Here is a 22,217-nt window from a genome sequence, read left to right as displayed (position 1 = left end):
CGCTGGCGCTAACTTCGGGTAAATGCCGAACGGGCCGACTACCTTGGGGCGTATCGACTATCGTATGGGGCTGTGCGGCGGCGCTTACGCCGCGGGCACCGGCAGCGCCGTCACCGACTTGATCTTCTCCATCGCGAAGCGCGAGGTGACGTTCTTCAGCGGCACGGCACTGATCAGCTTCTTGTAGAACACGTCATAGGCCTGCATGTCCGCGACCACGACGCGCAGCATGTAGTCGACGTCGCCGGCCATCCGGTAAAATTCCATCACCTCGGGCATGGCGCTGACGGCGTCGGCGAATTTGCGCAGCCAGGCTTCCGAGTGGTCGGCGCTCTCGACCGAGACGAACACCGAAATCCCGAGCCCGATCTTGTTCTGATCGACCAGCGCGACGCGGCGCAGGATCACGCCGTCGGCTTCGAGCCGCTGGATGCGCTTCCAGCACGGCGTCGACGACAGCCCGACCCGGTCGCCGATTTCGGCGACGGAGAGCGAGGCATCCTCCTGCAACACGGTCAGGATCTTGCGATCGATGGCGTCAAGGCGGCGGTTGTTGTCATGAAGCTGAACGGCGACGTCGGTCATAGAAGAAAGTTCCACATGAAGGTTCTATATCCCTCATATAGAGAAGAATCTTCCAAATCAAGCGATTCGTGGCCGGTCAGGCCGGCCGCGCCTCGGCGTGTTCGCCCAAAAACGCTTCAACTTCAGCACGTTGCGGTGCGGCGTAAGCGCCCCCGAAGCGGGTGCATTTCAGCGCTGCGGCGGCCGAGGCGAAGCGCAGCGCCTGCCGGAGCTCCTGCTTTTCGGTGATCGCCAGCGCAAACGCCCCATGGAAGACGTCGCCGGCCCCGAGCGTATCGACGGTATGGACCGGGAAGGCCGGGGTCTCCTCGAGCTCGCCCTGCTCATTGAGCCAGATCGTGCCCATCGGCCCACGGGTGCCGGCGAGGAAGGACGGGGTCAGCTTGGCGAGCTTGTGCAGCGCCTGGCCGTCGTCGGTGACGTCGGCGGTCTCCTGCAGCGGCTCGCTGGAGAACACCAGATGGGAGGAGGCGGTCAGCAGCCCCTCCCGCATCGACATCGCGCGGTCGACGTCGACCACCACCGGAATGCCGCGCCTGACCGCCTCGGCGCACAGCTCGGTGCAGAACGGTGCGCAGCGGCTCTCGGTCAGGATCGCCGCGCAATCCTCCAGCAACAGCTCGGTCGGCGGCAGCTTGACCTTCCAGAGCTCGGGATCGCGGAAGGTGACGATGGTGCGCTCGCCGGTGTCGTCGATCATGATCGCCGAGATCGGCGTGACCAGATCAGGCATGTGGATGAGATGGTTGGTCTCGATGCCTTCCTCGGCCAGCTTGTCGAAGATGTAGCGGCTCGAGGTTTCCCGCGAATCGCCCATCGGGCCGCACATCGAGACGCGGCCGCCCAGCCGGACGATGCCGATCGCGGCGTTCAGCGCATTGCCGCCGCAGATTTCCTCAAAGTGCGTCGCGTTCTCCTTGGAGCCGCGCGCCGGAACGCCGACGCGGAACGTCAGGTCGCGCACCGGCAGGCCGATGCAGAGGATGCGAGGCGGGACTTTCGGGGCGCCGTCTTGAAAATTCATGCGGGGATCCGTCGCAATGGTTCCGTTAACTGCCAGAACTGTGTCCCGATCTAATCGGCAGAACGATGTCCGGTTCCCGCTATTGGTCCAACGGGTTTCGGTGGTGCACCCAGCGGCCGAGCAAATGATGGGCAATCGCGAAGGGATGCGGGCCGGCGAGGCCGTCGGGGTGCTGGCGCTTGAGCATCAGCGTCGCCTCGGCATGGTCGAACCAGCGCGCATCCTCGAGCTCGGTGCGGTCGACCACGATGTCCTCGTTGGTTGCGCGCGCGGTGCAGCCGATCATCAGCGATGACGGGTAGGGCCAGGGCTGCGTCATGTAATAATTGACGTCGGTGCAGCGGATGCCGGACTCCTCGAAGATCTCGCGCCGCACCGCGTCCTCGATGGTCTCGGCGGCTTCGACGAAGCCGGCGAGGCAGGAATACATCCCGGGCATGAACTGCTTCTGCCGTCCGAGCAGCACCCTGTCGCCCGACGTCACCAGCATGATCACGACAGGATCGGTGCGCGGAAAATGCTCAGCCTTGCAGCTCGGGCATTCGCGCTTCCAGCCGCCATCCTTCATTGCGGTGCGCGTGCCGCAGTTCGGACAGAAGCCGTGGCGCTGATGCCAGGTCACCATCGACTTCGCCATCGCAATGGCCGAGAGCTGCTCCGGGGGCACCACGCCCTGCATCGCCATGCCGCGCAATTCGGTGATCGCAACATCGGCGCGTCCGACCAGCTTCTCGGCGGCCTGCGGCGCGATCCCCATGCCGAAGATCGGCGCGGCATCGCGCAAGCCCAGAAAGATCGTGCCGGGATTGGCGCCGTAGCCGCGGGCCTCTTCCAGCGACAGCAGCGCGCGGGCGCCGCCTTTCTCCTGCTTCACGACCAGCGAGTCGCGATAGATCACATAGGCGCGGGCTTCGCGGTGCCCCTCCAGTGCGAACAGTTTTTCGTCGTTGCTGCGCAGATGCGCGGCGCGGTCCAGTACATGGGTGACGAAGGCCGGCTGGCCGAGCGGAAATGAATCGAATGCGGACATTGAATCTCAACCCAACCAGATCTTGCGGCGAAGCGCGCTGATGAAATTCTGCACTTCCTCGGCGTCATGCGCCAGCGGCGGCATCACGCCCCAAACGGGACGCGGCCATGCAGCGTCGCTGGTGCGGCGCGCGATGACGTGGACGTGAAGCTGCGGGACGAGGTTGCCGAGCGCTGCGACATTCAGCTTGTCGCACTTGGTGACCTCTTTGAGGGCCCGCGAGACGCGGGTGATCTCGGTCATCAGCTGCGCCTGCTCGACCTCGTCGAGGTCGATGATCTCGACCGCGCCGTCGCGCCGCGGCACCAGCAGCAGCCAGGGATAATGCGCATCCTTGATGACGAGCACCTTGCACAGCGGCAGGTCGCCGATGTCGATGGTGTCTTTCTTGAGCTGCGAATGCAGCGACCAATTGGAGGCGGGCATGAGGGGCAAATAATGCCTTTATGTGTTCCCAGACAAGTCCCACAAAGCCAGCCTTACAAAGCCGGGTCTGGCCGCTTGCTTTCCGGCGGTTTTGGCCCCAAATAGGGACCGGGAGATTGGCGGTGGACGAGCCACTCGCCAACCGGGTCAGGTCCGGAAGGAAGCAGCCCTAACGAGGTCCGGATCGGGTCGCTCGTCAGTCTCCTACCTGTTTTTTCCGAGCGAATCGCGCTGGAATGGCGGTCTCCGCGCCCGGCGCTTGATTTTCGGCTCTTAATCCGCACGCCGGCTGCAAGAGACCCCTAAGTTGCGGATCGACGCATGAATGACGCTGGCGACCCCTCCCACCCGCCCGACGGCGCAGGCCAAAGCGGCCTTGACCTCGGCGGCGCGCCTGATACCGCCAAGCCGTACCGCGTTCTCGCCCGCAAATACCGTCCCTCCAGCTTCGAGGACCTGATCGGCCAGGAGGCCATGGTGCGCACCGTCTCGAACGCGTTCGAGACCGGGCGGATTCCGCAGGCCTGGATCCTCACCGGCGTTCGCGGGGTCGGCAAGACCACCACCGCGCGCATCCTCGCCCGCGCCCTGAACTACGCCAAGCCGGATGGCTCGGTGACCGGGCCGACCATCCACATGCCCGACCTCGGCGTGCACTGCCAGGCGATCATGGAAAGCCGGCACATGGACGTGCTGGAGATGGACGCCGCGTCCCACACCGGCGTCGACGATGTCCGCCAGATCAATGACAGCGTGCGCTACGCGCCGGCCAGCGCGCGCTACAAGGTCTACATCATCGACGAAGTCCACATGCTGTCGACGGCGGCGTTCAACGCCTTCCTGAAGACGCTGGAGGAGCCGCCGGAGCACGCCAAGTTCGTGTTCGCCACCACCGAGATCCGCAAGGTTCCGATCACGGTGCTGTCGCGTTGCCAGCGCTTCGATCTGCGCCGCGTCGAGGCCGACGTGCTGATGAAGCATCTCGGCAATATCGCGGCCAAGGAAGGCGTCGAGGTCGAGCCCGAGGCGCTCGGCATCATCGCGCGCGCGGCTGAAGGTTCGGTGCGCGATTCGCTGTCGCTGTTCGACCAGGCGATCGCGCATGCCGCCGGCAATGTGAAGGCCGACGCGGTCCGGCAGATGCTCGGCCTCGCCGACCGCACCCGCGTCATCGACCTGTTTGATTCGCTGGCGCGCGGCGATCTCGCCGCCGCGTTCGCCGAATTCCGTGCGCAATATGATGTCGGCGCCGATCCGGTCGTGGTGCTGTCGGATCTTGCCGAGTTCGTCAATTTCATCACCCGCGTGAAGGTGGTGGCGGCGACTGCCGAGAATGTCGCGTTCGGCGAGACCGAGCGGGTGCGCGCACGCGAATTCGCCGTAAAACTGTCGATGCGGGTGCTGTCGCGGATGTGGCAGATGCTGCTCAAGGGCATCGCCGAGGTGCAGACCGCGACGCGCCCGGCGGCTGCTGCCGAGATGGTGCTGGTGCGGATCGCCTATGTCGCCGATCTGCCGACGCCGGATGAGGCGATCCGGATGATCGAGCAGAACGGCGGCGGCGCGGCTCCCGCGACATCAGGCTCCGCCGCATCGTCGCCGTCACGCGGCGCGCCGACATCGGCGATATCAGCCATGCCGTCGGCGCCGGTGCGTGCGCCGCAGGCTGCGCCGCGCGCCGATCTCGCCGCGCGCCCGCAGATGGCAACGCCGGCCGGCAATGCCGCGCCGGCGCTTCGGATCACGAGCTTTCCGCAGTTGATCGCGCTCGCCGGCGAGAAGCGCGACATCATGACCAAGGCCGCGCTGGAAGCCGATGTGCGGCTGGTGCGCATCGAGGACGGCCAGCTCGAGATCGCACTCGAGCCGAAGGCGCAGCGCGCGCTCATCACCGATCTGCCGCGCAAGCTCGAATTCTGGACCGGGCGGCGCTGGACCGTGATCATCTCGAATGAGGCCGGCCAGCCCACGGTGCGCTCGCAGAACGAATTGGCGCGCAGCGAGCATCAGCGCGCCGCGGAAGCCGATCCACGCGTGCAGGAGGTGCTGGCGCGCTTCCCCGGCAGCAAGGTGGTCGAGGTTCGCCGCCTGGCCGCCGAGGTTCCGGTCGCGGATGCGACCGGCGAAGACCCGATTGAAACTTCCGACAGCGACGACGATTGATCCGATCATAGGAACGCACGCATGGCTGATTTTCTCGGCATGATGAAGCAGGCAGCGCAGCTGCAATCCAAGATGCAGGAGATGCAGGAGCAACTCGGCAATGTCGAGGTCGAGGGCATTTCCGGCGGCGGCCTGGTCGCGGTGCGCATGACCGCGAAGATGGAAGTGAAGGGCATCAAGATCGATCCGTCGCTGATGAAGCCGGAGGAGCGCGAGGTGCTCGAGGATCTCCTGGTCACCGCGCATGGCGATGCCCGCCGCAAGGCCGAGGCCGCGATGCAGGAGAAGATGATGGCTCTCACCGGCGGCCTCGGCCTGCCGCCGGGATTTGGTCCGACTTAAAATGGCTTCCAGCGTTGCCGGCCCCGAGATTGAACGCCTGATCCAGCTGCTGGCGCGGCTGCCGGGCTTGGGTCCCCGCTCGGCGCGGCGCGCGGCGCTGCACCTGATCAAGAAGCGCGAAGCGCTGATGACGCCGCTGACCGCGGCGCTGCAGGTCGCGATCGACAAGATCCAGGTCTGCAAGACCTGCGGAAACATCGATACACAAAACCCCTGCACGGTGTGCACCGATCCGCGCCGCGATCCCTCGATCATCGTCGTGGTCGCCGATGTCGCCGATCTCTGGGCGCTGGAACGCGCCAATGCGACCAATGGCCGCTATCACGTGCTCGGCGCAACGCTGTCGCCGCTCGACGGCGTCGGTCCGCAGGATCTCACCATCGATCAGTTGGTGGCGCGCGCGCATGCGCCTGAGGTCACCGAGATCATCCTCGCGTTGAATGCGACCGTCGATGGCCAGACCACCGCGCATTACATCACCGACCTGTTGTCGGAGGCCAATGTGCGGGTGACGCGGCTGGCGCATGGCGTGCCCGTCGGCGGAGAGCTTGATTATCTCGATGAAGGTACGCTATCGGCTGCCATGCGGCAGCGGACGCTGTTCTAGCAAGCGGTCCAGAGCCGGACACGGCTGATTTTGCCAAGCGATCCGTCACAAGTCGAAAAGATCGCGCCGAAACAAAATGATAGGGTGGATGACGATTCGAGGACGGTCATTCACTCTCTGACGAATCAAGTACGGAACTCCTGCAAATGACGACACACCGATTCGGCGTACGCCTGGGCTTTGCGTGTCTCGCGGCAACCTTCGCCGCACCCTGCGCGATCGCGCAGCAGAGCGATGCGCCGCAGAAGCCCGGCAAGATGATCCACGCCGGCGACGTGCTGTCGGGGGAACTCGGTGTCATGAAGGTGCGCGACACCAAGAACCGCGGCAAGCGCGTTGCGACCTACCAGATCACCAGCGAGCCGCGCCGCCTGCCGCCGCCGAACGGTCTCTGCAATCTCGAAACCGGGCCGGAAACCTTCCAGCTGATTCCGACCAACGACGCTCAGGCCGCGCAGCTCAAGAGCCTCTCCGGCAAGGCGATCTCGGTGAAGGTCGACGAGGTCGCCTGCGCCAAGGACGCCGGCGAGATGAGCGAAGCCATCGTCACGAAGTGGAGCGTGGTGGCGAAGTAGGGCGTGCCGCAATTGCGCTGTCATCGCCCGGCTGGATGCGCGGGTGATGCATCGCGTTGTTTGACATCGAATCGACAACCATCCGCATCGTCGTCCTGGCGAAGGCCAGGACCTATTACCCCAACTGTCGGTTATTGCGCGACGCTGAGGCCAGAATCCCTTTCACAACCAGGTGCGGTGGTTATGGGTCCTGGCCTTCGCCAGGACGACGCGGAGAGAGTTCGGGCACCTGCGTGCGACCCGGTAGCGGGTGACGACAGCTGAGCTAAACCCGCACCGGCCCCAGCTCGTCAAAATGCCCGCGCCGTTGCAGCCAGGCGAGCAGGATCAGGCTCGGGATCGCGACCAGCACGCAGATCACGAAGAACATCTGCCAGCCGACCGCCTTGGCGACATAGCCCGCGCCCGACGACAGATAGGTGCGGCCGACCGCCGCCAGCGCCGTCAGCAGCGCGTATTGCGTCGCGGTGTGCAGCGGGTTGCGGCACAGCGCCGAGAGATAGGCGACGAAGATCACGGTGCCGATGGCGCTGGTGAAATTCTCCGCCGTGATCGCCAGCGCCAGCGCCCATTGATCGACCCCGACATGCGCGAGCCAGGAGAACGAGAGGTTGGCGACCGCCTGCAGCACGCCGCCGATCCAGAGGCTCTGCGCGAGCGAATAGCGCCGCGCCACGAAGCCGCCGGCAAAGCCGCCGATCAGGGTGGCGGCAAGTCCGACGCCCTTCACGATCGCCGCGTAATCGACCTTGGAAAAGCCGATGTCGATCACGAACGGCGCGGTCATGGTGCCCGAGAACGCGTCGGTGAATTTGAACAGCACCACGAAGGCGAGCGCCGCGAAGGCGTCCTTGCGGCCGAGAAACTCGGAGAATGCGCCGAGCGCCGCGTGCAGCACGCGTTCGGCCGCGTTCTGCGCGTGCGTCGCCGCCTCCGCGCCTTTTGATTGCGCCGGTTCGGTCGCGGCCAGCGCGGTGACGATGCCGATTACGACCAGCGCCGCCATCACCACATAGCCCCACATCCACGCCGACGGGCGCGCAATTCCGGCGGACTCGAAGCCGCTGACGATGAACAGCGCGCCGGCGGTCGAGACCAGCATGCCGACGCGGTAGGCCGCGACATAGGACGCCATGCCGGCGGCCTGCTCGCTTTCCGGCAGGCTCTCGACGCGGAAGGCGTCGACCACGATATCCTGCGTCGACGAGGCCGCCGCGACCAATAGCGCCGCAAAGGCCGCGAACCATGGCGAGCGCGCCGGATCGGCCATCGCCAGCACCAGGATCGTCGCGATCAGGATCAGCTGCGAGAACAAGAGCCAGCCGCGGCGGCGGCCGAAAACTTGCGTGAACAGCGGCACATGCAGCGCATCGACCAGCGGCGCCCAGAGGAATTTCAGCGTGTAGGGCGTGCCGATCAGCGCGAGCAGCCCGATGGTGCCGAGATCGACCCCGGCCTCCTTCATCCACACCTGCAGCGTCGAGCCCGACAGCGCCAGCGGCAGGCCGGAGGAGAAGCCGAGCAGCAGCACGATCAGCACCCGCGGCTGCAAGTACACGGCGAAGCTATCGCGCCAGGAGGTGGCGGCGGGCTCCTGCGGCTTTGCGGACGCGTCTGACGTCGCTTCAGGTGCTGTCATAAGGTCGTTGGTAGCAGATTCGAGCCGCCAAAAGGTGTCATCGCCCGGCTTGACGTAGACGTACGGGCGTCCAACTGCCGCCTCTGGAATACTGGATCGCCCGGTCGAGCCGGGCGATGACAGCAATTATGTGGCGCGATCTGCTGTCATAGAGAAGTTTGTCCCCTGTTCGCCGCAACAAGACTGTCATCGCCCGGCTTGACCGGGCGATCCAGTATCCCAGAGGCCTATCCGCCGCCCCCGGCGATCTCCGGGTAAAGATCAATCCAGTCCGGATTGTCCTTCTCGATCAGTGAAACCTTCCACGCGCGCGGCCATTTCTTGAGCCGCTTCTCGCGCTTGATGGCGTTTTCAGGATCATCGAATTGCTCGAAATACACCAGCTTCACGACATCGTATTTCTCAGTGAAGCTCTCGATGAGCTTCAGCTTGTGTTCGCCGACACGGCGAATGAGGTCATTTGTCACACCGATATAGAGCGTGCCGCCGATGTGGCTGGCGAGGATGTAGACGTAGTAGCTGCGTGCTCCCAACTGCCGCCTCTGGGATACTGGATCGCCCGGTCGAGCCGGGCGATGACACCGATTGGGTGGCGTGAGCGCGCCAAACAACTTCCAAAGACAACAATCACTCCCCAGCCTGCAGCTTGCGCGGGGCGGGGAACAGCTCGGGTGCGCTGGGCTTGACGAACCGCGGCACTTCGATCGGGGTTTCGGCCTTGCTGAAGTCGAGTTCCTCGATGCGGCCGGCGCGCTTTTCGATCTTGTCGGCGGAGATCAGGATCTGCCGGACGTCCTCATTGACCTGGCCGAAATGGGTCTGCAGCTTGAGTACGCGCTCGCGCAGGCGGCCGAGATCATCACCGAGATGCATCACCTCGTTGCGGATCTGGTCGGCGGCGTCGCGGATGCGGGCGTCCTTCAGGATCTGCTGCATCACCTGGATCGCCAGCATCAGGAGCGAGGGCGACACCAGCACGACGCGGGCGCGATAGGCCTTCTGGATCACGTCGTCGAAGCCGTCATGGATCTCGGCATAGACCGATTCCGACGGCACGAACATCAACGCGGTATCCTGGGTCTCGCCCGGGATCAGATACTTCTCGGCGATGTCGCTGACATGCTTGAGCACGTCGGCGCGCAATCGCTGGCTGGCAAATTTGCGTTCCTCGTCGCTGCGCGCATCGTGCAGCGCGGTCATGGCCTCGAGCGGGAATTTCGCATCGATGCAGAGCGGACGCTGGTCCGGCAGGAACACGACGCAGTCCGGCCGCTTGCCCGTGGTCAGCGTATGCTGGAACTCGAACGAGCCCTTTGGCATGCCGTCCTGGACGATCGCCTCCATCCGCGCCTGGCCGAACGCACCGCGCGACTGCTTGTTGGCGAGCACGTCGCGCAAGGTGGTGACCTGGGTGGTGAGCTCGTTGAGGTTCTTGTGGGCGTGGTCGATGATGCCGAGCCGCTCGTGCAGCGCGCGCAGCGAATCCATCGTGTTGCGGGTCGATTGTTCCATCGACTGGCCGACCCGGTGGGTCACCGAATCCAGCCGCTCGTTGACGGCACGCGCCATCTCGGCCTGGCGGCCGGCCAGCGCCTGCGCCATGGCGTCGACCCGCCCGGAGGATTCGCTCTGGGCGCGCAGCATGTCGGCGAGCCGCTCCTCCAGCTCGTCGGCGCGAATGGCCTGGGCCATCGCGAGTTCCGCACCGCGCCGGCTGGCCCGCGCGATCACCACCGCGATGACAAACAGCAGGATCAGCGCCAGCGCGCCGAGGCCGATCAGCGCGTCGGAGACGCGGAGGGGCAGGTCGCCAATCGTGAGCAGAATCTCGTTCATGCCGCCTGTTGTAGCCGATTCGCCGCCGGGCGCGAACGAAGAGGGAACGCTTATGGTAAATGCTTCCCTGATTTTCTTGGTTAATCCGGCGTAAAGAAACGTGGTTAAGGTTGGCTTACCGGGTTCCTGAGCGCATTGACCGCATCAGGCCCGCAGCTTAAATCGCCGCCATGGCTTTAAGAGAAATCATCATCCTGCCGGACAAGCAGTTGCGGCTGGTGTCGAAACCGATCGAGAAGGTGACGCCGGAGATCCGCAAGCTCGCCGACGACATGCTCGAGACCATGTATGACGCACCCGGCATCGGGCTCGCGGCGATCCAGGTCGCGCAGCCGCTGCGGCTGATCACCATGGACCTCGCCAAGCGCGACGAGAACGGCGAGACCACGCCGCAGCCGCGGGTGTTCATCAATCCCGAGATCATCTCGCATTCGGAAGAGCTGTCGGTCTACGAAGAGGGCTGCTTGTCGATCCCCGAATATTACGAGGAGGTCGAGCGCCCGGCGCGGGTGCGCCTGCGCTTCACCGACCTCGACGGCAAGCTGCACGAGGAGGATGCCGAGGGGCTCTACGCCACCTGCATCCAGCACGAGATCGACCATCTCAACGGCGTGTTGTTCGTGGATTATCTGTCGAAGCTGAAGCGCGACCGCGTCTTCAAGAAATTCGAGAAGGCCGCCAAGCGCGCGGCGGAGTAACGGCGCTCATTCCGCCGTCATGCCCGGGCTCGTCCCGGGCATCCATGTCTTCCTTCTGGGAGACCAAAGACGTGGATGGCCGGGACAAGCCCGGCCATGACGGAGAATTCCAACTCCTTGCGAGCTTTACCGCATGCCTCTCCGCCTGATCTTCATGGGCACGCCCGATTTCGCGGTGCCGACGCTGCTGGAGCTCGTGGCCCATGGCCATGAAGTCGTGGCCGTCTATACCCGCGCGCCGAAGCCCGGCGGGCGGCGCGGCCTGCAATTGCAGCCGACGCCGGTCGAGCAGGAGGCGCGCCGGCTCGGGATTCCCGTGCTGACGCCGAAGACGCTGAAGACGGCCGACGCGCTCGACGAGTTTCGCGCCCATGACGCGGATGCCGCCGTCGTCGTCGCCTATGGCATGATCCTGCCGCAGGCGATTCTCGACGCGCCGAAGCTCGGTTGTTTCAACCTGCATGCCTCGCTGCTGCCACGCTGGCGCGGCGCCGCGCCGATCAACCGCTCCATCATGGCGGGTGATGCCGAAAGCGGCGTGATGGTGATGAAGATGGACGTCGGCCTCGACACCGGCGACGTCGCGATGGCCGAGCGGCTGCCGATCACGGACAGCATGACGGCATCCGATCTGCACGACGCGCTGGCGCCGCTCGGTGCCGATCTGATGGTGCGCGCGATGGGCGGGCTCGAGCGCGGCGGCTTGCAACTGACCGGGCAGAGCGAGGACGGCGTCACCTACGCTGCCAAGATCGAGAAGGCCGAGGCGCGGATCGATTGGACGCAGCCGGCGCATGCGGTGCTGCGGCACATTCACGGGCTCTCGCCGTTCCCCGGCGCCTGGTGCGAACTCGCGGGCGAAGGCGAGCCGGTGCGGCTGAAGATCCTGCGCTGTGAGTTGGCCAAAGGCGCGGGCGAACCGGGAGCCGTGCTCGACGATCATCTCGCGATCGCCTGCGGCGACGGCGCGGTCCGGATCCTCGAACTGCAGCGCGCCGGCAAGGGACCGATGAAGGCGGCGGACTTTTTGCGCGGCACACCGCTGAAGCCCGGTGCGAAGGTTGCTTGAGATGTCATGCGCGGGCTTGACCCGCGCATCCATCTCGAAAAAAGCTTGTCCTGAAGACGATGGATTGCCGGGTCAAGCCCGGCAATGACGGCCAAACCAGATTGAACGATGCCCCGCTACAAGCTCACCATCGAATACGACGGCACGCCGTTTTCCGGCTGGCAGATCCAGGACACCGCGCCGACCGTGCAGGGCGCGCTGGAGACGGCGGTCAAGGCGATCTGCGGCGAGGACGTGCGCGTCCATGGCGCAGGGCGGACCGATGCCGGCGTGCATGCGCGCGGCCAGGTCGCGCATTGCGACATCGCCAAGCATTTTCCGCGCGGCCGCTTCCGCGACGGGCTGAACGCGCATCTGCGGCCCAATCCGATCGCGGTGCTCGCAGCCGATATCGTGCCTGACGATTTCGAGGCGCGGTTCTCGGCGACCAAGCGGCATTATCTCTATCGCATCACCAACACCCGCGCGAACCTCGCACTCGACATCGGCCGGGTCTGGCGGGTGCCGCGCAAGCTCGATGCTGAAGCGATGCACGCGGCTGCGCAGCGGCTGCTCGGCAAGCACGATTTCACCACCTTCCGCGACACCGAGTGCCAGGCCAAATCGCCGGAGAAGACGCTCGATCAGCTCGACGTCACCTGCGAGGGCGATGCGATCAGCATCGTGACGTCGGCGCGCTCGTTCCTGCACAGCCAGGTGCGCTCGATGGTGGGCTCGCTGGTCTGGGTCGGCGAGGGGCGCTGGAGTGCGGACGATCTTTTCGCCGCACTCACCGCCCGCAACCGCGCCGCCTGCGGCCCGGTCGCGCCGCCCGACGGGCTCTACCTGATGCGGGTGGATTATTAGGCGGTCGCCGAAAATTTCGTGGGAGGGGTGAAGCCTACCCGAAAATACACACTGTATCTGGTACGGGTGGATTGCTCGCAGCCCCAATCCCTACTGTGCATGGGGTTGTTTTCGATGTTTTTGTCTAGTGATGGTCTCGTAGCTCGCGGTCCGCGCACACCGTCATCGCCCGGCTTGACCGGGCGATCCAGTACGCCGCGGCCTCTCGTTCCAATATTGTCGTCTCTGGAATACTGCATCGCCCGCTTTCGCGGGCGATGACAGTTGGGGGGTGGCGATAGCCCTACGGCCGCAAACCTAGCTGAAATACCGCTCCAGCACGCCGCGATAGATCTTGGTCAGCTTCTCGAGATCAGCCACCGGCGTGCGCTCGTCGATCTGGTGCATGGTCTGGCCGACCAGGCCGAATTCGATCACCGGGCAATAGCTCGAGATGAAGCGCGCATCCGAGGTGCCGCCCGAGGTCGACAGCTCCGGCTTGCGGCCGGTGACTTCCTCGATCGCGGCGACCGCGAGGTCGGTGAACGGGCCGGGCTGGGTGACGAACACGTTGGAGTTCGACGGCTGCCAATCGATATGGGCGCGGATGCGGTTGCCGCAGGCCTTTGCCAGCCGCTCATCGACCAGCTGCCGCAGGCTCTCCTGGGTGTGGTTGTCGTTGTAGCGGATGTTGAACTTCGCGCGCGCCTGGCCCGGGATCACGTTGCTCGCGGTGTTGCCGACATCGACGGTGGTGAATTCGAGGTTGCTGGCCTGGAATTGCGCGCTGCCATGATCGAGCGGCTCGTCGCTAAGCGCCACGATCAGCCGCGAGATATCAGGCACCGGATTCGAGGCGCGGTGCGGATAGGCGACATGGCCCTGCACGCCCTCGACGACCAGCGTGCCGGACTGCGAGCCGCGCCGGCCGATCTTGATCATGTCGCCGAGCACCTCGACATTCGAGGGCTCACCGAGCACGGAATGGTCGAACTTCTCGCCGCGCTCGGCGCACCATTTGAGCAGCTTGACGGTGCCGTTGATCGAGACGTCTTCCTCGTCGCCGGTGATCAGGAACGAGATCGAGCCGCAGCCATTTTCTTGCGCCTTGCCGTCATGCTCCCTGAGATATTGCAGCACCGCGGCGACGCTGCAGGCGATGCCGCCTTTCATGTCGACGGCGCCGCGGCCGTAGAGATAGCCGTCCTTCACTTCGCCGGAGAACGCACCCAGCGTCCACGCCGCTTCATCGCCGGGCGGCACGACGTCGGTGTGGCCGGCAAAGGTGATATGCGGTGCCGATGTGCCGATGCGGGCATAGAGGTTGTCGATGTCGGCGGTGCCGGGCTCGGAGAACGTCACGCGGTGGACGTCGAAGCCTGCGGCCTTCAGCAAATTTTCGAGCACGCCAAGCGCGCCGGCGTCGGCCGGGGTGACGGAGGGGCAGCGAACCAGATCGCGGGTAATCGAGACAGCATCACTCATGCGCCTCGCTTAACACGTCACACCGCGGGTGGACCAGCTTTGTGCGGCACGATATCGAGCTCGCTCTGCTGATCCCAGCCCCCTGAGGCGCGCGACCCGCTGCCGTGGCTGCCGCCTCGGCTCACATGGGTTTTTCCCAACGGATTGGGACCGTAGCGATTGGGGTAAGAGGTGCCAGGCAGGAAGGCGAGCTCGATGAAGGCCCAGATATAGAGCACGAAGACGATCGTGCCCGCGGCCACAATCCAATAGGACTCGTCGGGCAGCCGACCTCCGAACTGGCTCATGAGGCCCGGGATCGCGAAGAACGGGATCATCCACCAGCCGCTCTTGTCGCGGTCGTGCAGGCGCTTGATCGCGACCGCGACATAGACCCAGACGAACAGGAACGTTCCGCAGGCCTTGACCAGCAGCGCCGGCAATCCGGCCCAGCTCAGCGATTTGTAGCTGTCGGGATCGAAGACCCGGAAGACGTCGTCGACGTTGAAGCCGAACCCGTCCTTGCCGCCGAGGCCGGCCGAAATCACCAGCAGCGCCAGGAACATCATCCAGCAGACGATGATCAGTCCCGCGAGCCAGAACTTGGCCCGGTTGACGCGGCCCTTGAAGCCGAACAGGTAATTGGCCCAGTCCATGAAAATAAGCTCCGGGCGGCGGCAATGATCGCGGCCCGGAGTTTTGTCGATTTGAAGAGGTGCTTGGTTCGAAATGTGATCCGTCACCCCCGCGCAAAGGCTTCGCCTTTGTCGCTGGAGGAGCGCGTAGCGCGTCTCGAAGGGTGAACGGCCACAAGTCGGGCCGTCGGCCCTTCGAGACGGCCGCTGCGCGGCCTTCACAGGGTGACGGTGATGGATTGGCTTCTGCGGACGCCGATCAGTCCCGCAGCAGCTCGTTGATGCTGGTCTTGGCGCGGGTGCGCTCGTCGACGCGCTTGACGATCACGGCACAGGCGGTGGCGGGGCCGGGCTGGCCGTTCTTCAGCGGCTTGGCCGGCAGCATGCCGGGCACCACGACGGCATATTCCGGCACCTCGCCGACGAAGGTCTCGCCGGTCTCGCGGTCGACGATCTTGGTCGAGGCGCCGAGGAACACGCCCATCGACAGCACCGCGCCCTTGCGCACGATCACGCCCTCGGCGACCTCCGAGCGCGCGCCGATGAAGCAGTCGTCCTCGACGATGACAGGCTCGGCCTGCAGCGGCTCGAGCACGCCGCCGATGCCGACGCCGCCCGAGATGTGCACGCGCTTGCCGATCTGGGCGCAGGAGCCGACCGTCGACCAGGTGTCGATCATGGTGGCTTCATCGACATAGGCGCCGAGATTGACGAACGACGGCATCAGCACGACGTTCCTGGCGATGAAGGCCGAGCGGCGCACGATCGCGCCCGGCACGGCGCGGAAGCCGGCGTCGCGGAAACGCTCCTCGCCCCAGCCTTCGAACTTCGAGGGCACCTTGTCCCACCACGAGGCCTTGCCCGGGCCGCCCGCGATCAGGCCCATGTCGTTGAGGCGGAACGACAGCAGCACCGCCTTCTTCAGCCACTGATTGACCTTCCACTTGCCGCTGGCCTCGCGCTCGGCGACGCGGGCCTCACCCTTGTCGAGCAGCTCCAGCGCGTGCTCGACCGCCTCGCGGACCTCGCCCTTGGTCGAGGTCGAGATGCCGTCGCGGGCGTCGAACGCGGTGTTGACGGTGGTTTCGAGGGCGGACAGCGACATCAGAACGATCCTTGGGCGTATCGGAGATTATGACGGGAATTTGCGGGGCTTTTTCGGAATTCGGGGCTGTGGAGTCAAGGCAAAGTCCTCCGTCGTCCCGGCCAAGCGAAGCGCGAGCCGGGACCCATAACCACGAATGCCAGTGTTGCGACACGCTGGGGCCAAGCGAGTGGCCAAGCGCAGATTGGTGGTAATGGGTCCCGGCCTTCGCCGGGACGACGTATGGAGGGATCAGGGCTTCAACCGCTGCAAGAAGCCGGTGAGATCATCCGTGACATGGTCGACATACGCCGCGTCGCGGCCTTCGAGCTCCCAGGTCTCGCGCACCACCTCCTGGCTGCCGTCGGGCACCACAAGCACGGTGGTCATGCCGAGCTCATGCGGCACCACCAGATTGCGCGCGAGGTCCTCGAACATCGCAGCCTTCGCCGGATCGACGTCGTGAAGCTTGAGGAACTTCTGGTAGGTCTGCGGCGCGGGTTTCGGCTCGAGATCGGCCGCGATGATATCGAACACGCCGTCGAAATGGTTGCTGATGCCGAGCCGGCCCAGCACCGCATCGACATGGTCGACCGAACCGTTGGTCAGGATCAGCTTGCGCCCCGGCAATTTTGCGATCGCAGCGCCCATCGCCGGGTTCGGCTGCAACGGCGAGTGGTCGATCTTGTGCACATAGGCGAGATAGTCGTCGGCCTGCACGCCGTGCTCGGTCATCATGCCGCGCATCGTGGTGCCGTAGCGCAGGTAATAGTCCTTCTGCAGCTTGCGCGCGTCCTCGGGCGAGATCTTCAGCCAGTTGCCGACGAACTCGCCGATCCGCGCATCGACCTGCTGCCACAGATTGACGTGATGCGGATACAGCGTGTTGTCGAGGTCGAACACCCAGGTCTCGACATGGCCGAAGCTGCGGGGAGTTTTAGTCATGGCCTTCTCCACCCGTCGTCGCTGCGAAAGTGATCATCACGGCATCGCAAAGCGCAGCGTCTTGCCGCCGCTGGTCATGTCGACGGTGGTGAAGCCGGTTGCGGCGAGGCCGCGGGTGGCGCAGTCACCCTGCTCGTTGACCTCGAACTTGCTGTCGCGGGTGCAGAGTTGCACCGCGCCGCCCCAGTTCAGCGGCTTGTCCTTGATGCGGATGGCGCGGTTGTCGCCATCGACCGCCTCGGCGAAGGAATAGATCTGCTTCGGCGTGCCCGTAACATCCGGATGCAGGCACTTGCCGGGATCGATCCGGTACCAGCCGCGGCTGGTCACCGCCTTGCCGTCATCGGTCGCAACCGCGGCCATCACCTTGTGCGGCGTGTCGTTGCACCAGGTCAGTCCCGTCGGGGACGGCTTCTGTACGGCATCGACCATGGTGGTGAAGAAGTTCGGCGACTGCACGACGTCGCTGGCGAGCCCGCGACTCTTGAGGAATGCCGACAGCGCGCTCTGGGTCTTCGGCCCGTCGACGCCGTCGATCGGCGCCGCGTCGTAGCCTGCGATCACCAGGAGGCGCTGGATGCCGGCGAGCCGCGCCTGCTCGTCGTCATACTCGCTGTCCTCGGCGAGGTAGGCGACGAGATTGCCGTCATCGGTCTGGGTCGGCGTGATCTGGGTGAATTGCGCTGATGTCTGGCCGGAGCGGCATTGCCGCGCGGCGGCGATCACGAAATTGTCCTGCGCGACGCAGAGCGTGTCGGTGCCGTTCTGCGGGATCGGCGAGGCGCCGTAGACGCCGAGCGCGCGTGCGTTGAGCAGCACGCGGTCGGCGGTGAGCGCGCCCTGCACCACGACCCGGCAGGTCGCCGGATCGATCCGGAACCAGCCGCGGGTTGCGGTTGCGGCCTTGTCGTCGATGCCGATCGCGGCCTCGATCACATAGCTCATGCGATTGCAGAGCTTGAGGTCGGCATGCGCCGGCGCCGCCGAGAACAGGAACGACACCAGCGCGGCCGGCAGCGACATCGCGAGCCGTGCCGCCGGCGACCGGCGAGGGATCCTCGCCGTGTGTCCCGCGTCTGCCATTACTTATGGATCAGCGTGCCGGTGCCCTGGTTGGTGAAGAGCTCGAGCAGCACCGCGTGCTGGGTCTTGCCGTCGATGATCACGACGCCCTGCACGCCCTGTTCGAGTGCGTAGATGCAGGTCTCGACCTTCGGGATCATGCCGCCGGAAATCGTGCCGTCGGCGATCAGCTTGCGGGCTTCCTTGATCGACAGGTCCGGAATCAGCTTCTTGGACTTGTCGAGCACGCCGGGCACGTCGGTCAGCAGCAGCAGGCGCTTGGCCTTCAGCGCGCCGGCGATCGCGCCGGCAAAGGTGTCGGCGTTGATGTTCAGCGTCTGGCCGTCCTGCGAGGTCGCCAGCGGCGCCAGCACCGGGATCAGCTCATAGCCGATCAGCTGGTTGAGCAGCGTGAGGTCGACTTTCTCGGGGTCGCCGACGAAGCCGAGATCGACCGCCTTCTCGATGTTGGAATCGGGGTCGACCATGGTGCGCGTCGTCTTCGACGCCTTCACCATGTTGCCGTCCTTGCCGGACAGCCCCACGGCCTTGCCGCCGGCCTCGTTGATGTAGCCGACGATCTGCTTGTTGACCGAGCCGGCCAGCACCATCTCGACGATCTCGATGGTCGCAGCATCGGTGATGCGCAGGCCGGCGGCGAATTCCGACTGGATGCCGAGGCGCTTCAGCATGGTCGCGATCTGCGGCCCGCCGCCGTGCACGACCACCGGGTTGATCGCGGTCTGTTCGAGCAGCACGATATCGCGCGCGAACGCCTTGGCGGTGTCCTCGGCGCCCATGGCATGGCCACCATATTTAATGACGATGGTCTCCTCGTCATATTCCTGCATGTGCGGCAGCGCCTCGGACAGGATGCGGGCCTGATCGAGCGGGCTGATGTGCTGGTCGGTCATGGGGCTGGTCTCATCGTCAGCGGAGGGACGGGCGCGGTTCTATCTGATTGCCGGGCAGGGCGCAAAGCGTCTTGACCCTCTCCCCTTGTGGGAGAGGGTCGCTTCGCGCAGCGAAGCGGGGTGAGGGGTCTGTCTCCGCGGATAGAGACCCCTCGTCCGGCGCGGATTGCGCATAGCCGATGCGCAGCATCGGCGTTCTATGAGAACGGCGGCCGAAGGCCGCCTATGGCCACCTTCTCCCACAAGGGGAGAACGAAGAGGGCTAACGGTCAACGCCTCGGCCACATGGCTGACACCGCCAGCACCAGCCAGCTCAGGATCAGCAGCGTTCCGCCGGTCGGCGCGGCCATCGGAAACAATCCGTGGCCGGCATATTGGCGCAGCACGAGGTCGCCGGCGAACAATGACGCCGCGATGACGAAGCCTGCCGCCGCCACGATTCCGAGCTTCGCATGGACGATCGCGCGATCCGCGACCGCAATGCTCGCGATGATGGCGGGGGCGTGGAACAGCAGCATCGAGGACGCCGCGGCCAGCCGCGTGGCGTCAGGCAGATGGGCGGCGGCCGCCGCCAGCATCACGCCGCAGGCGCCCATGATGGCGGCACAGACGATCAGAAGGCGGGACGCGCCGTTCATCGGCGCCGTTCCTCGATCAGGCGCACCATGGCGGCGCGCAACTCCGGCATGCCGTCACCGGTGCGTGACGAGGTCACCAGCACCTCGGGGAAGGCGGCGGGATGCTTTGCCAGCGTCGCGATGGTATCGGTGATTGTGGTCTTCAGTTCGCCGGCCTTGACCTGGTCGGCCTTGGTCAGCACGACCTGGTAGCTGACCGCGGACTTGTCCAGCGTCTTCAGCACGTCGAGATCGACGTCCTTGATGCCGTGGCGTGCATCGATCAGCACATAGACCCGTGCCAGCGTCGCGCGCCCGAGCAGGAATTTGTGGATCAGCGCCGTCCACGACGCCACCTTGGTCTTCGGCGCCGAGGCGTAGCCGTAGCCGGGCATGTCGACCAGGCGGAAGTTCGCGTTCTCCGGGCCCTCGAAGAAGATCAGTTCCTGAGTGCGGCCCGGCGTATGCGAGGTACGCGCGAGCGCACTGCGGCCGGTCAGCGCGTTGATCAGGCTCGACTTGCCGACATTGGAGCGGCCGGCAAAAGCGACCTCGAGGCCGGCCATCGGCGGCAGCGTCTCGATCGAGGGCGAGGCCCAGATGAAGCGCCAGTCGCCGGCGAACAGCTTTCGGCCCTGCTCGATCAGCGCCGCATCGGGTTCGGCGGTCATGCGAAGGATCCCATTTCGTCGTGGCCGGAGCAGATCCGACCGTTCACGTGAACGTCTTGCTACCCTCCAATACGTGGATGCCCGGCACAAGGCCGGGCATGACGCAGTGATCGGGCGAGGTTGCCGGAAGCTATGTCGGCTTCTTGGCGAACGTCGACTTCAGATTGTCGAACAGCTCCACCTTCACGCCGTTCTTGCGCATGATGAAGCTCTGCTGGAGCACCGAAAGCGTGTTGTTCCAGGCCCAGTAGATCACGAGACCCGCCGGGAAGCCGGCCAGCATGAAGGTGAAGATCAGCGGCATCCAGTCGAAGATGATCTTCTGGGTCGGATCCGGCGGCGCCGGGTTCAACTTCATCTGCACCCACATCGTGATGCCCATGATGATCGGCCAGATGCCCATCACCAGATAGGCGCCGAAATGCGGTCCGAGCAGCGCGATCGGATCAAACGGGATCAAGCCGAACAGCGTGAACAGATTGGTCGGATCGGGCGCCGAGAGGTCCTTGATCCAGCCGAAGAACGGTGCGTGCCGCATCTCGATGGTGATGAACAGCACCTTGTACAGCGAGAAGAACACCGGGATCTGCAAGGCGACGGGAAGACAACCGGCGATCGGGTTGATCTTCTCCTTCTTGTAGATCTCCATCATCTCCTGCTGCTGCTTCACGCGGTCGTCAGGATAGCGTTCCTTCAGCGCCTGGAGCTGCGGCTGCACCGACTTCATCTTCGCCATCGAGGCGTAGGACTTGTTGGCGAGCGGGAAGAACAACAGCTTCACGATCACGGTCACCAAGAGGATCGCGATGCCGAAATTGCCGACCAGGCGATAGAACCAGTCCAGCGCCAGGAACATCGGCTTGGTGATGAAGTAGAAATGGCCCCAGTCGATCAGGAGATCGAAATGGTTGAGGCCGAGCTGCTTGTTGTAGCCGCCGAAGCCGACCAGCGGGAAGTTGAGGCCGACGGTGGCGGCCTCCTTGGCGCCGGCGAACAGCCGCGCATTGGCAACGCCCGTGCCGCCGATCGGAATGGTCTGCGCGCCGAGCATGTAGTCGGCCTGGTAGCGCTTGTCGCCGGTCGTGAAGCGGGCGCTGTCCAGCGTCGCATTGGTTTCCGGCAGCAGCGCGGTCGCCCAGTATTTGTCGGTGATGCCGAGCCAGCCGTCGGTGACCTTCGAAAACACGATGCCGCGCGAGTTGCCGCCGGTCGGGGTCTTGGCCTCGTCGAGGTTCTTGTAGGTGAATTCCTGCAGGCCGTGTTCGCCGAGATAGCCGATCGGGCCTTCGTGCAGGATCGCGTAGCCGGAGACCGGCGGCTTGCCGCCGCGCGAGATCAGGCCGAACGGATACAGCGTCACCGGCGCGCTGCCTTGGTTGATGACCTCGTCCTTGATGCTGAAGAGGTAGCGATCGTCGATCGAGATGGTGCGGCGGAAGGTCAGGCCCTGGCCGTTCTCGTATTTCAGAACCACCGGGGTGCCCGGCGACAGGCCGTTCGAACCCTCCTGCTGCCAGACGGTTTCGGCATCCGGAGTCTTCACCGACGAGCCGTTGGCGGTCAGCCACAGGAACTCGGCATAATAAGGCTCGGCCGTACCGGACGGTGACAGCAGCACGACGGCCGGCGATTTCGGGTCGACCGTCTCACGGAACTGGACCAGCGCCAGATCGTCGATCCGGGCGCCCTTCAGCGCGACGCTGCCGATGACGCGCGGGGTGTCGATCTTGATGCGCGGGCCGGAGGCGAGCACCGTCTCGCGGCTCGCCACCGGTGCGTCGGCAGCAGGTGTGCCCGGCGTCGCCGGGGCGGGCGTTGCTGCGGTTCCGGGAGCGGCGCCAGGCGCGGCACCCGGCGTGGCCTGCGGCGCCGGCTTCAGCAACTCGGCCTGCTTCTGCGCCTCGCGCTGCTTCTCCATCTGCGGCACATTGTAGAAATATTGCCAGGCGATCAGGACGAGGCCGGACAGAATGACGGCAAGGATCGTATTGCGGTTGTCGGACATC

At 65.1% G+C, this 22,217-nt stretch carries 23 protein-coding genes and 1 other RNA gene; 8 read left to right on the top strand and 16 right to left on the bottom strand.

Translation table 11 applies throughout. The features are described 5' to 3' along the window. Positions 1-84: 84 nt before the first annotated feature. The 4 genes from BI327_RS28165 to BI327_RS28150 form a co-directional block, all read right to left on the bottom strand. Positions 85-585, bottom strand: a complete 501-nt coding sequence (locus BI327_RS28165; protein ID WP_076864535.1) for an Lrp/AsnC family transcriptional regulator — start codon at positions 583-585, stop codon at positions 85-87. A 76-nt stretch (positions 586-661) separates the two neighbouring features. Further along, positions 662-1,609: a sugar kinase gene (locus tag BI327_RS28160; protein ID WP_076864534.1), complete on the bottom strand. Its 948-nt coding sequence runs from the start codon at positions 1,607-1,609 to the stop codon at positions 662-664. Between the two features lie 79 nt (positions 1,610-1,688). Then, a complete protein-coding gene (gene nudC, locus BI327_RS28155) occupies positions 1,689-2,639 on the bottom strand; it encodes an NAD(+) diphosphatase (RefSeq protein WP_076864533.1) in 951 nt (316 codons plus the stop codon). Between the two features lie 6 nt (positions 2,640-2,645). Beyond that, positions 2,646-3,065 (bottom strand): HIT domain-containing protein, encoded by a 420-nt coding sequence (locus BI327_RS28150; RefSeq protein WP_028335945.1) that lies wholly within the window; start codon positions 3,063-3,065, stop codon positions 2,646-2,648. Between the two features lie 111 nt (positions 3,066-3,176). Here BI327_RS28150 and ffs point away from each other — a divergent pair. The 5 genes from ffs (at position 3,177) to BI327_RS28125 (ending at position 6,752) form a co-directional block, all read left to right on the top strand. Beyond that, positions 3,177-3,273: signal recognition particle sRNA small type (gene ffs, locus BI327_RS28145), an RNA gene on the top strand. 113 nt (positions 3,274-3,386) lie between these two features. Then, positions 3,387-5,228, top strand: coding sequence for a DNA polymerase III subunit gamma/tau (locus BI327_RS28140; protein WP_076864532.1), 1,842 nt, complete (start codon positions 3,387-3,389; stop codon positions 5,226-5,228). Positions 5,229-5,249: 21 nt separating this feature from the next. Beyond that, on the top strand, positions 5,250-5,570 hold the full coding sequence (locus BI327_RS28135) for a YbaB/EbfC family nucleoid-associated protein (RefSeq protein WP_076864531.1): 321 nt from the start codon (positions 5,250-5,252) through the stop codon (positions 5,568-5,570). Between the two features lies 1 nt (position 5,571). Then, entirely contained in the window at positions 5,572-6,177 is a 606-nt protein-coding gene (recR, locus tag BI327_RS28130; protein WP_076864530.1) for a recombination mediator RecR, read from the top strand. 146 nt (positions 6,178-6,323) lie between these two features. Continuing rightward, on the top strand, positions 6,324-6,752 hold the full coding sequence (locus tag BI327_RS28125) for a hypothetical protein (RefSeq protein WP_167386912.1): 429 nt from the start codon (positions 6,324-6,326) through the stop codon (positions 6,750-6,752). A 265-nt stretch (positions 6,753-7,017) separates the two neighbouring features. Here BI327_RS28125 and BI327_RS28120 read toward each other — a convergent pair whose 3' ends face one another. From BI327_RS28120 to BI327_RS28110, 3 genes are all read right to left on the bottom strand, one after another. Beyond that, entirely contained in the window at positions 7,018-8,391 is a 1,374-nt protein-coding gene (locus BI327_RS28120; protein ID WP_076864529.1) for an AmpG family muropeptide MFS transporter, read from the bottom strand. A 227-nt stretch (positions 8,392-8,618) separates the two neighbouring features. After that, positions 8,619-8,924 (bottom strand): GIY-YIG nuclease family protein, encoded by a 306-nt coding sequence (locus BI327_RS28115; RefSeq protein ID WP_076864528.1) that lies wholly within the window; start codon positions 8,922-8,924, stop codon positions 8,619-8,621. Between the two features lie 94 nt (positions 8,925-9,018). After that, positions 9,019-10,227, bottom strand: a complete 1,209-nt coding sequence (locus tag BI327_RS28110; protein ID WP_076864527.1) for a DNA recombination protein RmuC — start codon at positions 10,225-10,227, stop codon at positions 9,019-9,021. Between the two features lie 170 nt (positions 10,228-10,397). On the opposite strand from BI327_RS28110, the gene def reads away from it, so the two are divergent. The 3 genes from def (at position 10,398) to truA (ending at position 12,840) form a co-directional block, all read left to right on the top strand. Continuing rightward, the gene (gene def, locus BI327_RS28105) at positions 10,398-10,925 is read left to right on the top strand and encodes a peptide deformylase (RefSeq protein WP_076864526.1); all 528 of its coding nucleotides are present in this window, start codon (positions 10,398-10,400) and stop codon (positions 10,923-10,925) included. Positions 10,926-11,058: 133 nt separating this feature from the next. After that, positions 11,059-11,994, top strand: coding sequence for a methionyl-tRNA formyltransferase (gene fmt, locus BI327_RS28100; protein WP_076864525.1), 936 nt, complete (start codon positions 11,059-11,061; stop codon positions 11,992-11,994). A 108-nt stretch (positions 11,995-12,102) separates the two neighbouring features. Then, complete coding sequence (gene truA / locus BI327_RS28095; RefSeq protein ID WP_076864524.1) at positions 12,103-12,840, top strand: tRNA pseudouridine(38-40) synthase TruA; 738 nt, start codon at positions 12,103-12,105, stop codon at positions 12,838-12,840. Between the two features lie 297 nt (positions 12,841-13,137). Here the strand turns inward: truA and dapE are convergent, their stop codons facing one another. The 9 genes from dapE to yidC form a co-directional block, all read right to left on the bottom strand. After that, a complete protein-coding gene (gene dapE / locus BI327_RS28090; RefSeq protein WP_076864523.1) occupies positions 13,138-14,304 on the bottom strand; it encodes a succinyl-diaminopimelate desuccinylase in 1,167 nt (388 codons plus the stop codon). Positions 14,305-14,321: 17 nt separating this feature from the next. Then, positions 14,322-14,939 (bottom strand): DUF805 domain-containing protein, encoded by a 618-nt coding sequence (locus BI327_RS28085; protein ID WP_076864522.1) that lies wholly within the window; start codon positions 14,937-14,939, stop codon positions 14,322-14,324. Between the two features lie 238 nt (positions 14,940-15,177). Further along, positions 15,178-16,023, bottom strand: a complete 846-nt coding sequence (dapD, locus tag BI327_RS28080; protein ID WP_076864521.1) for a 2,3,4,5-tetrahydropyridine-2,6-dicarboxylate N-succinyltransferase — start codon at positions 16,021-16,023, stop codon at positions 15,178-15,180. A 231-nt stretch (positions 16,024-16,254) separates the two neighbouring features. Further along, positions 16,255-16,947, bottom strand: coding sequence for a pyrimidine 5'-nucleotidase (locus BI327_RS28075; RefSeq protein WP_076864831.1), 693 nt, complete (start codon positions 16,945-16,947; stop codon positions 16,255-16,257). A gap of 36 nt (positions 16,948-16,983) precedes the next feature. Continuing rightward, positions 16,984-17,970, bottom strand: a complete 987-nt coding sequence (locus tag BI327_RS28070) for a DUF1036 domain-containing protein (RefSeq protein WP_076864520.1) — start codon at positions 17,968-17,970, stop codon at positions 16,984-16,986. Between the two features lie 59 nt (positions 17,971-18,029). Beyond that, complete coding sequence (gene argB / locus BI327_RS28065) at positions 18,030-18,923, bottom strand: acetylglutamate kinase (RefSeq protein WP_029083632.1); 894 nt, start codon at positions 18,921-18,923, stop codon at positions 18,030-18,032. A 269-nt stretch (positions 18,924-19,192) separates the two neighbouring features. Next, positions 19,193-19,561 carry a DUF423 domain-containing protein gene (locus tag BI327_RS28060; protein ID WP_076864519.1) on the bottom strand — a complete coding sequence of 123 codons (369 nt, stop codon included), beginning with the start codon at positions 19,559-19,561 and terminating at the stop codon, positions 19,193-19,195. Then, complete coding sequence (yihA, locus tag BI327_RS28055) at positions 19,558-20,211, bottom strand: ribosome biogenesis GTP-binding protein YihA/YsxC (RefSeq protein ID WP_076864518.1); 654 nt, start codon at positions 20,209-20,211, stop codon at positions 19,558-19,560. Before yihA ends, BI327_RS28060 begins: the two co-directional genes overlap by 4 nt. A 130-nt stretch (positions 20,212-20,341) precedes the next feature. Then, positions 20,342-22,216: a membrane protein insertase YidC gene (gene yidC, locus BI327_RS28050; protein WP_076864517.1), complete on the bottom strand. Its 1,875-nt coding sequence runs from the start codon at positions 22,214-22,216 to the stop codon at positions 20,342-20,344. Position 22,217 lies beyond the last annotated feature (1 nt).

This window comes from Bradyrhizobium mercantei (assembly GCF_001982635.1).
Classification (GTDB): domain Bacteria; phylum Pseudomonadota; class Alphaproteobacteria; order Rhizobiales; family Xanthobacteraceae; genus Bradyrhizobium; species Bradyrhizobium mercantei.
The sequence above is the reverse complement of the archived record's forward strand: the minus strand, read 5'-3'. Positions and strand labels throughout refer to the sequence as shown.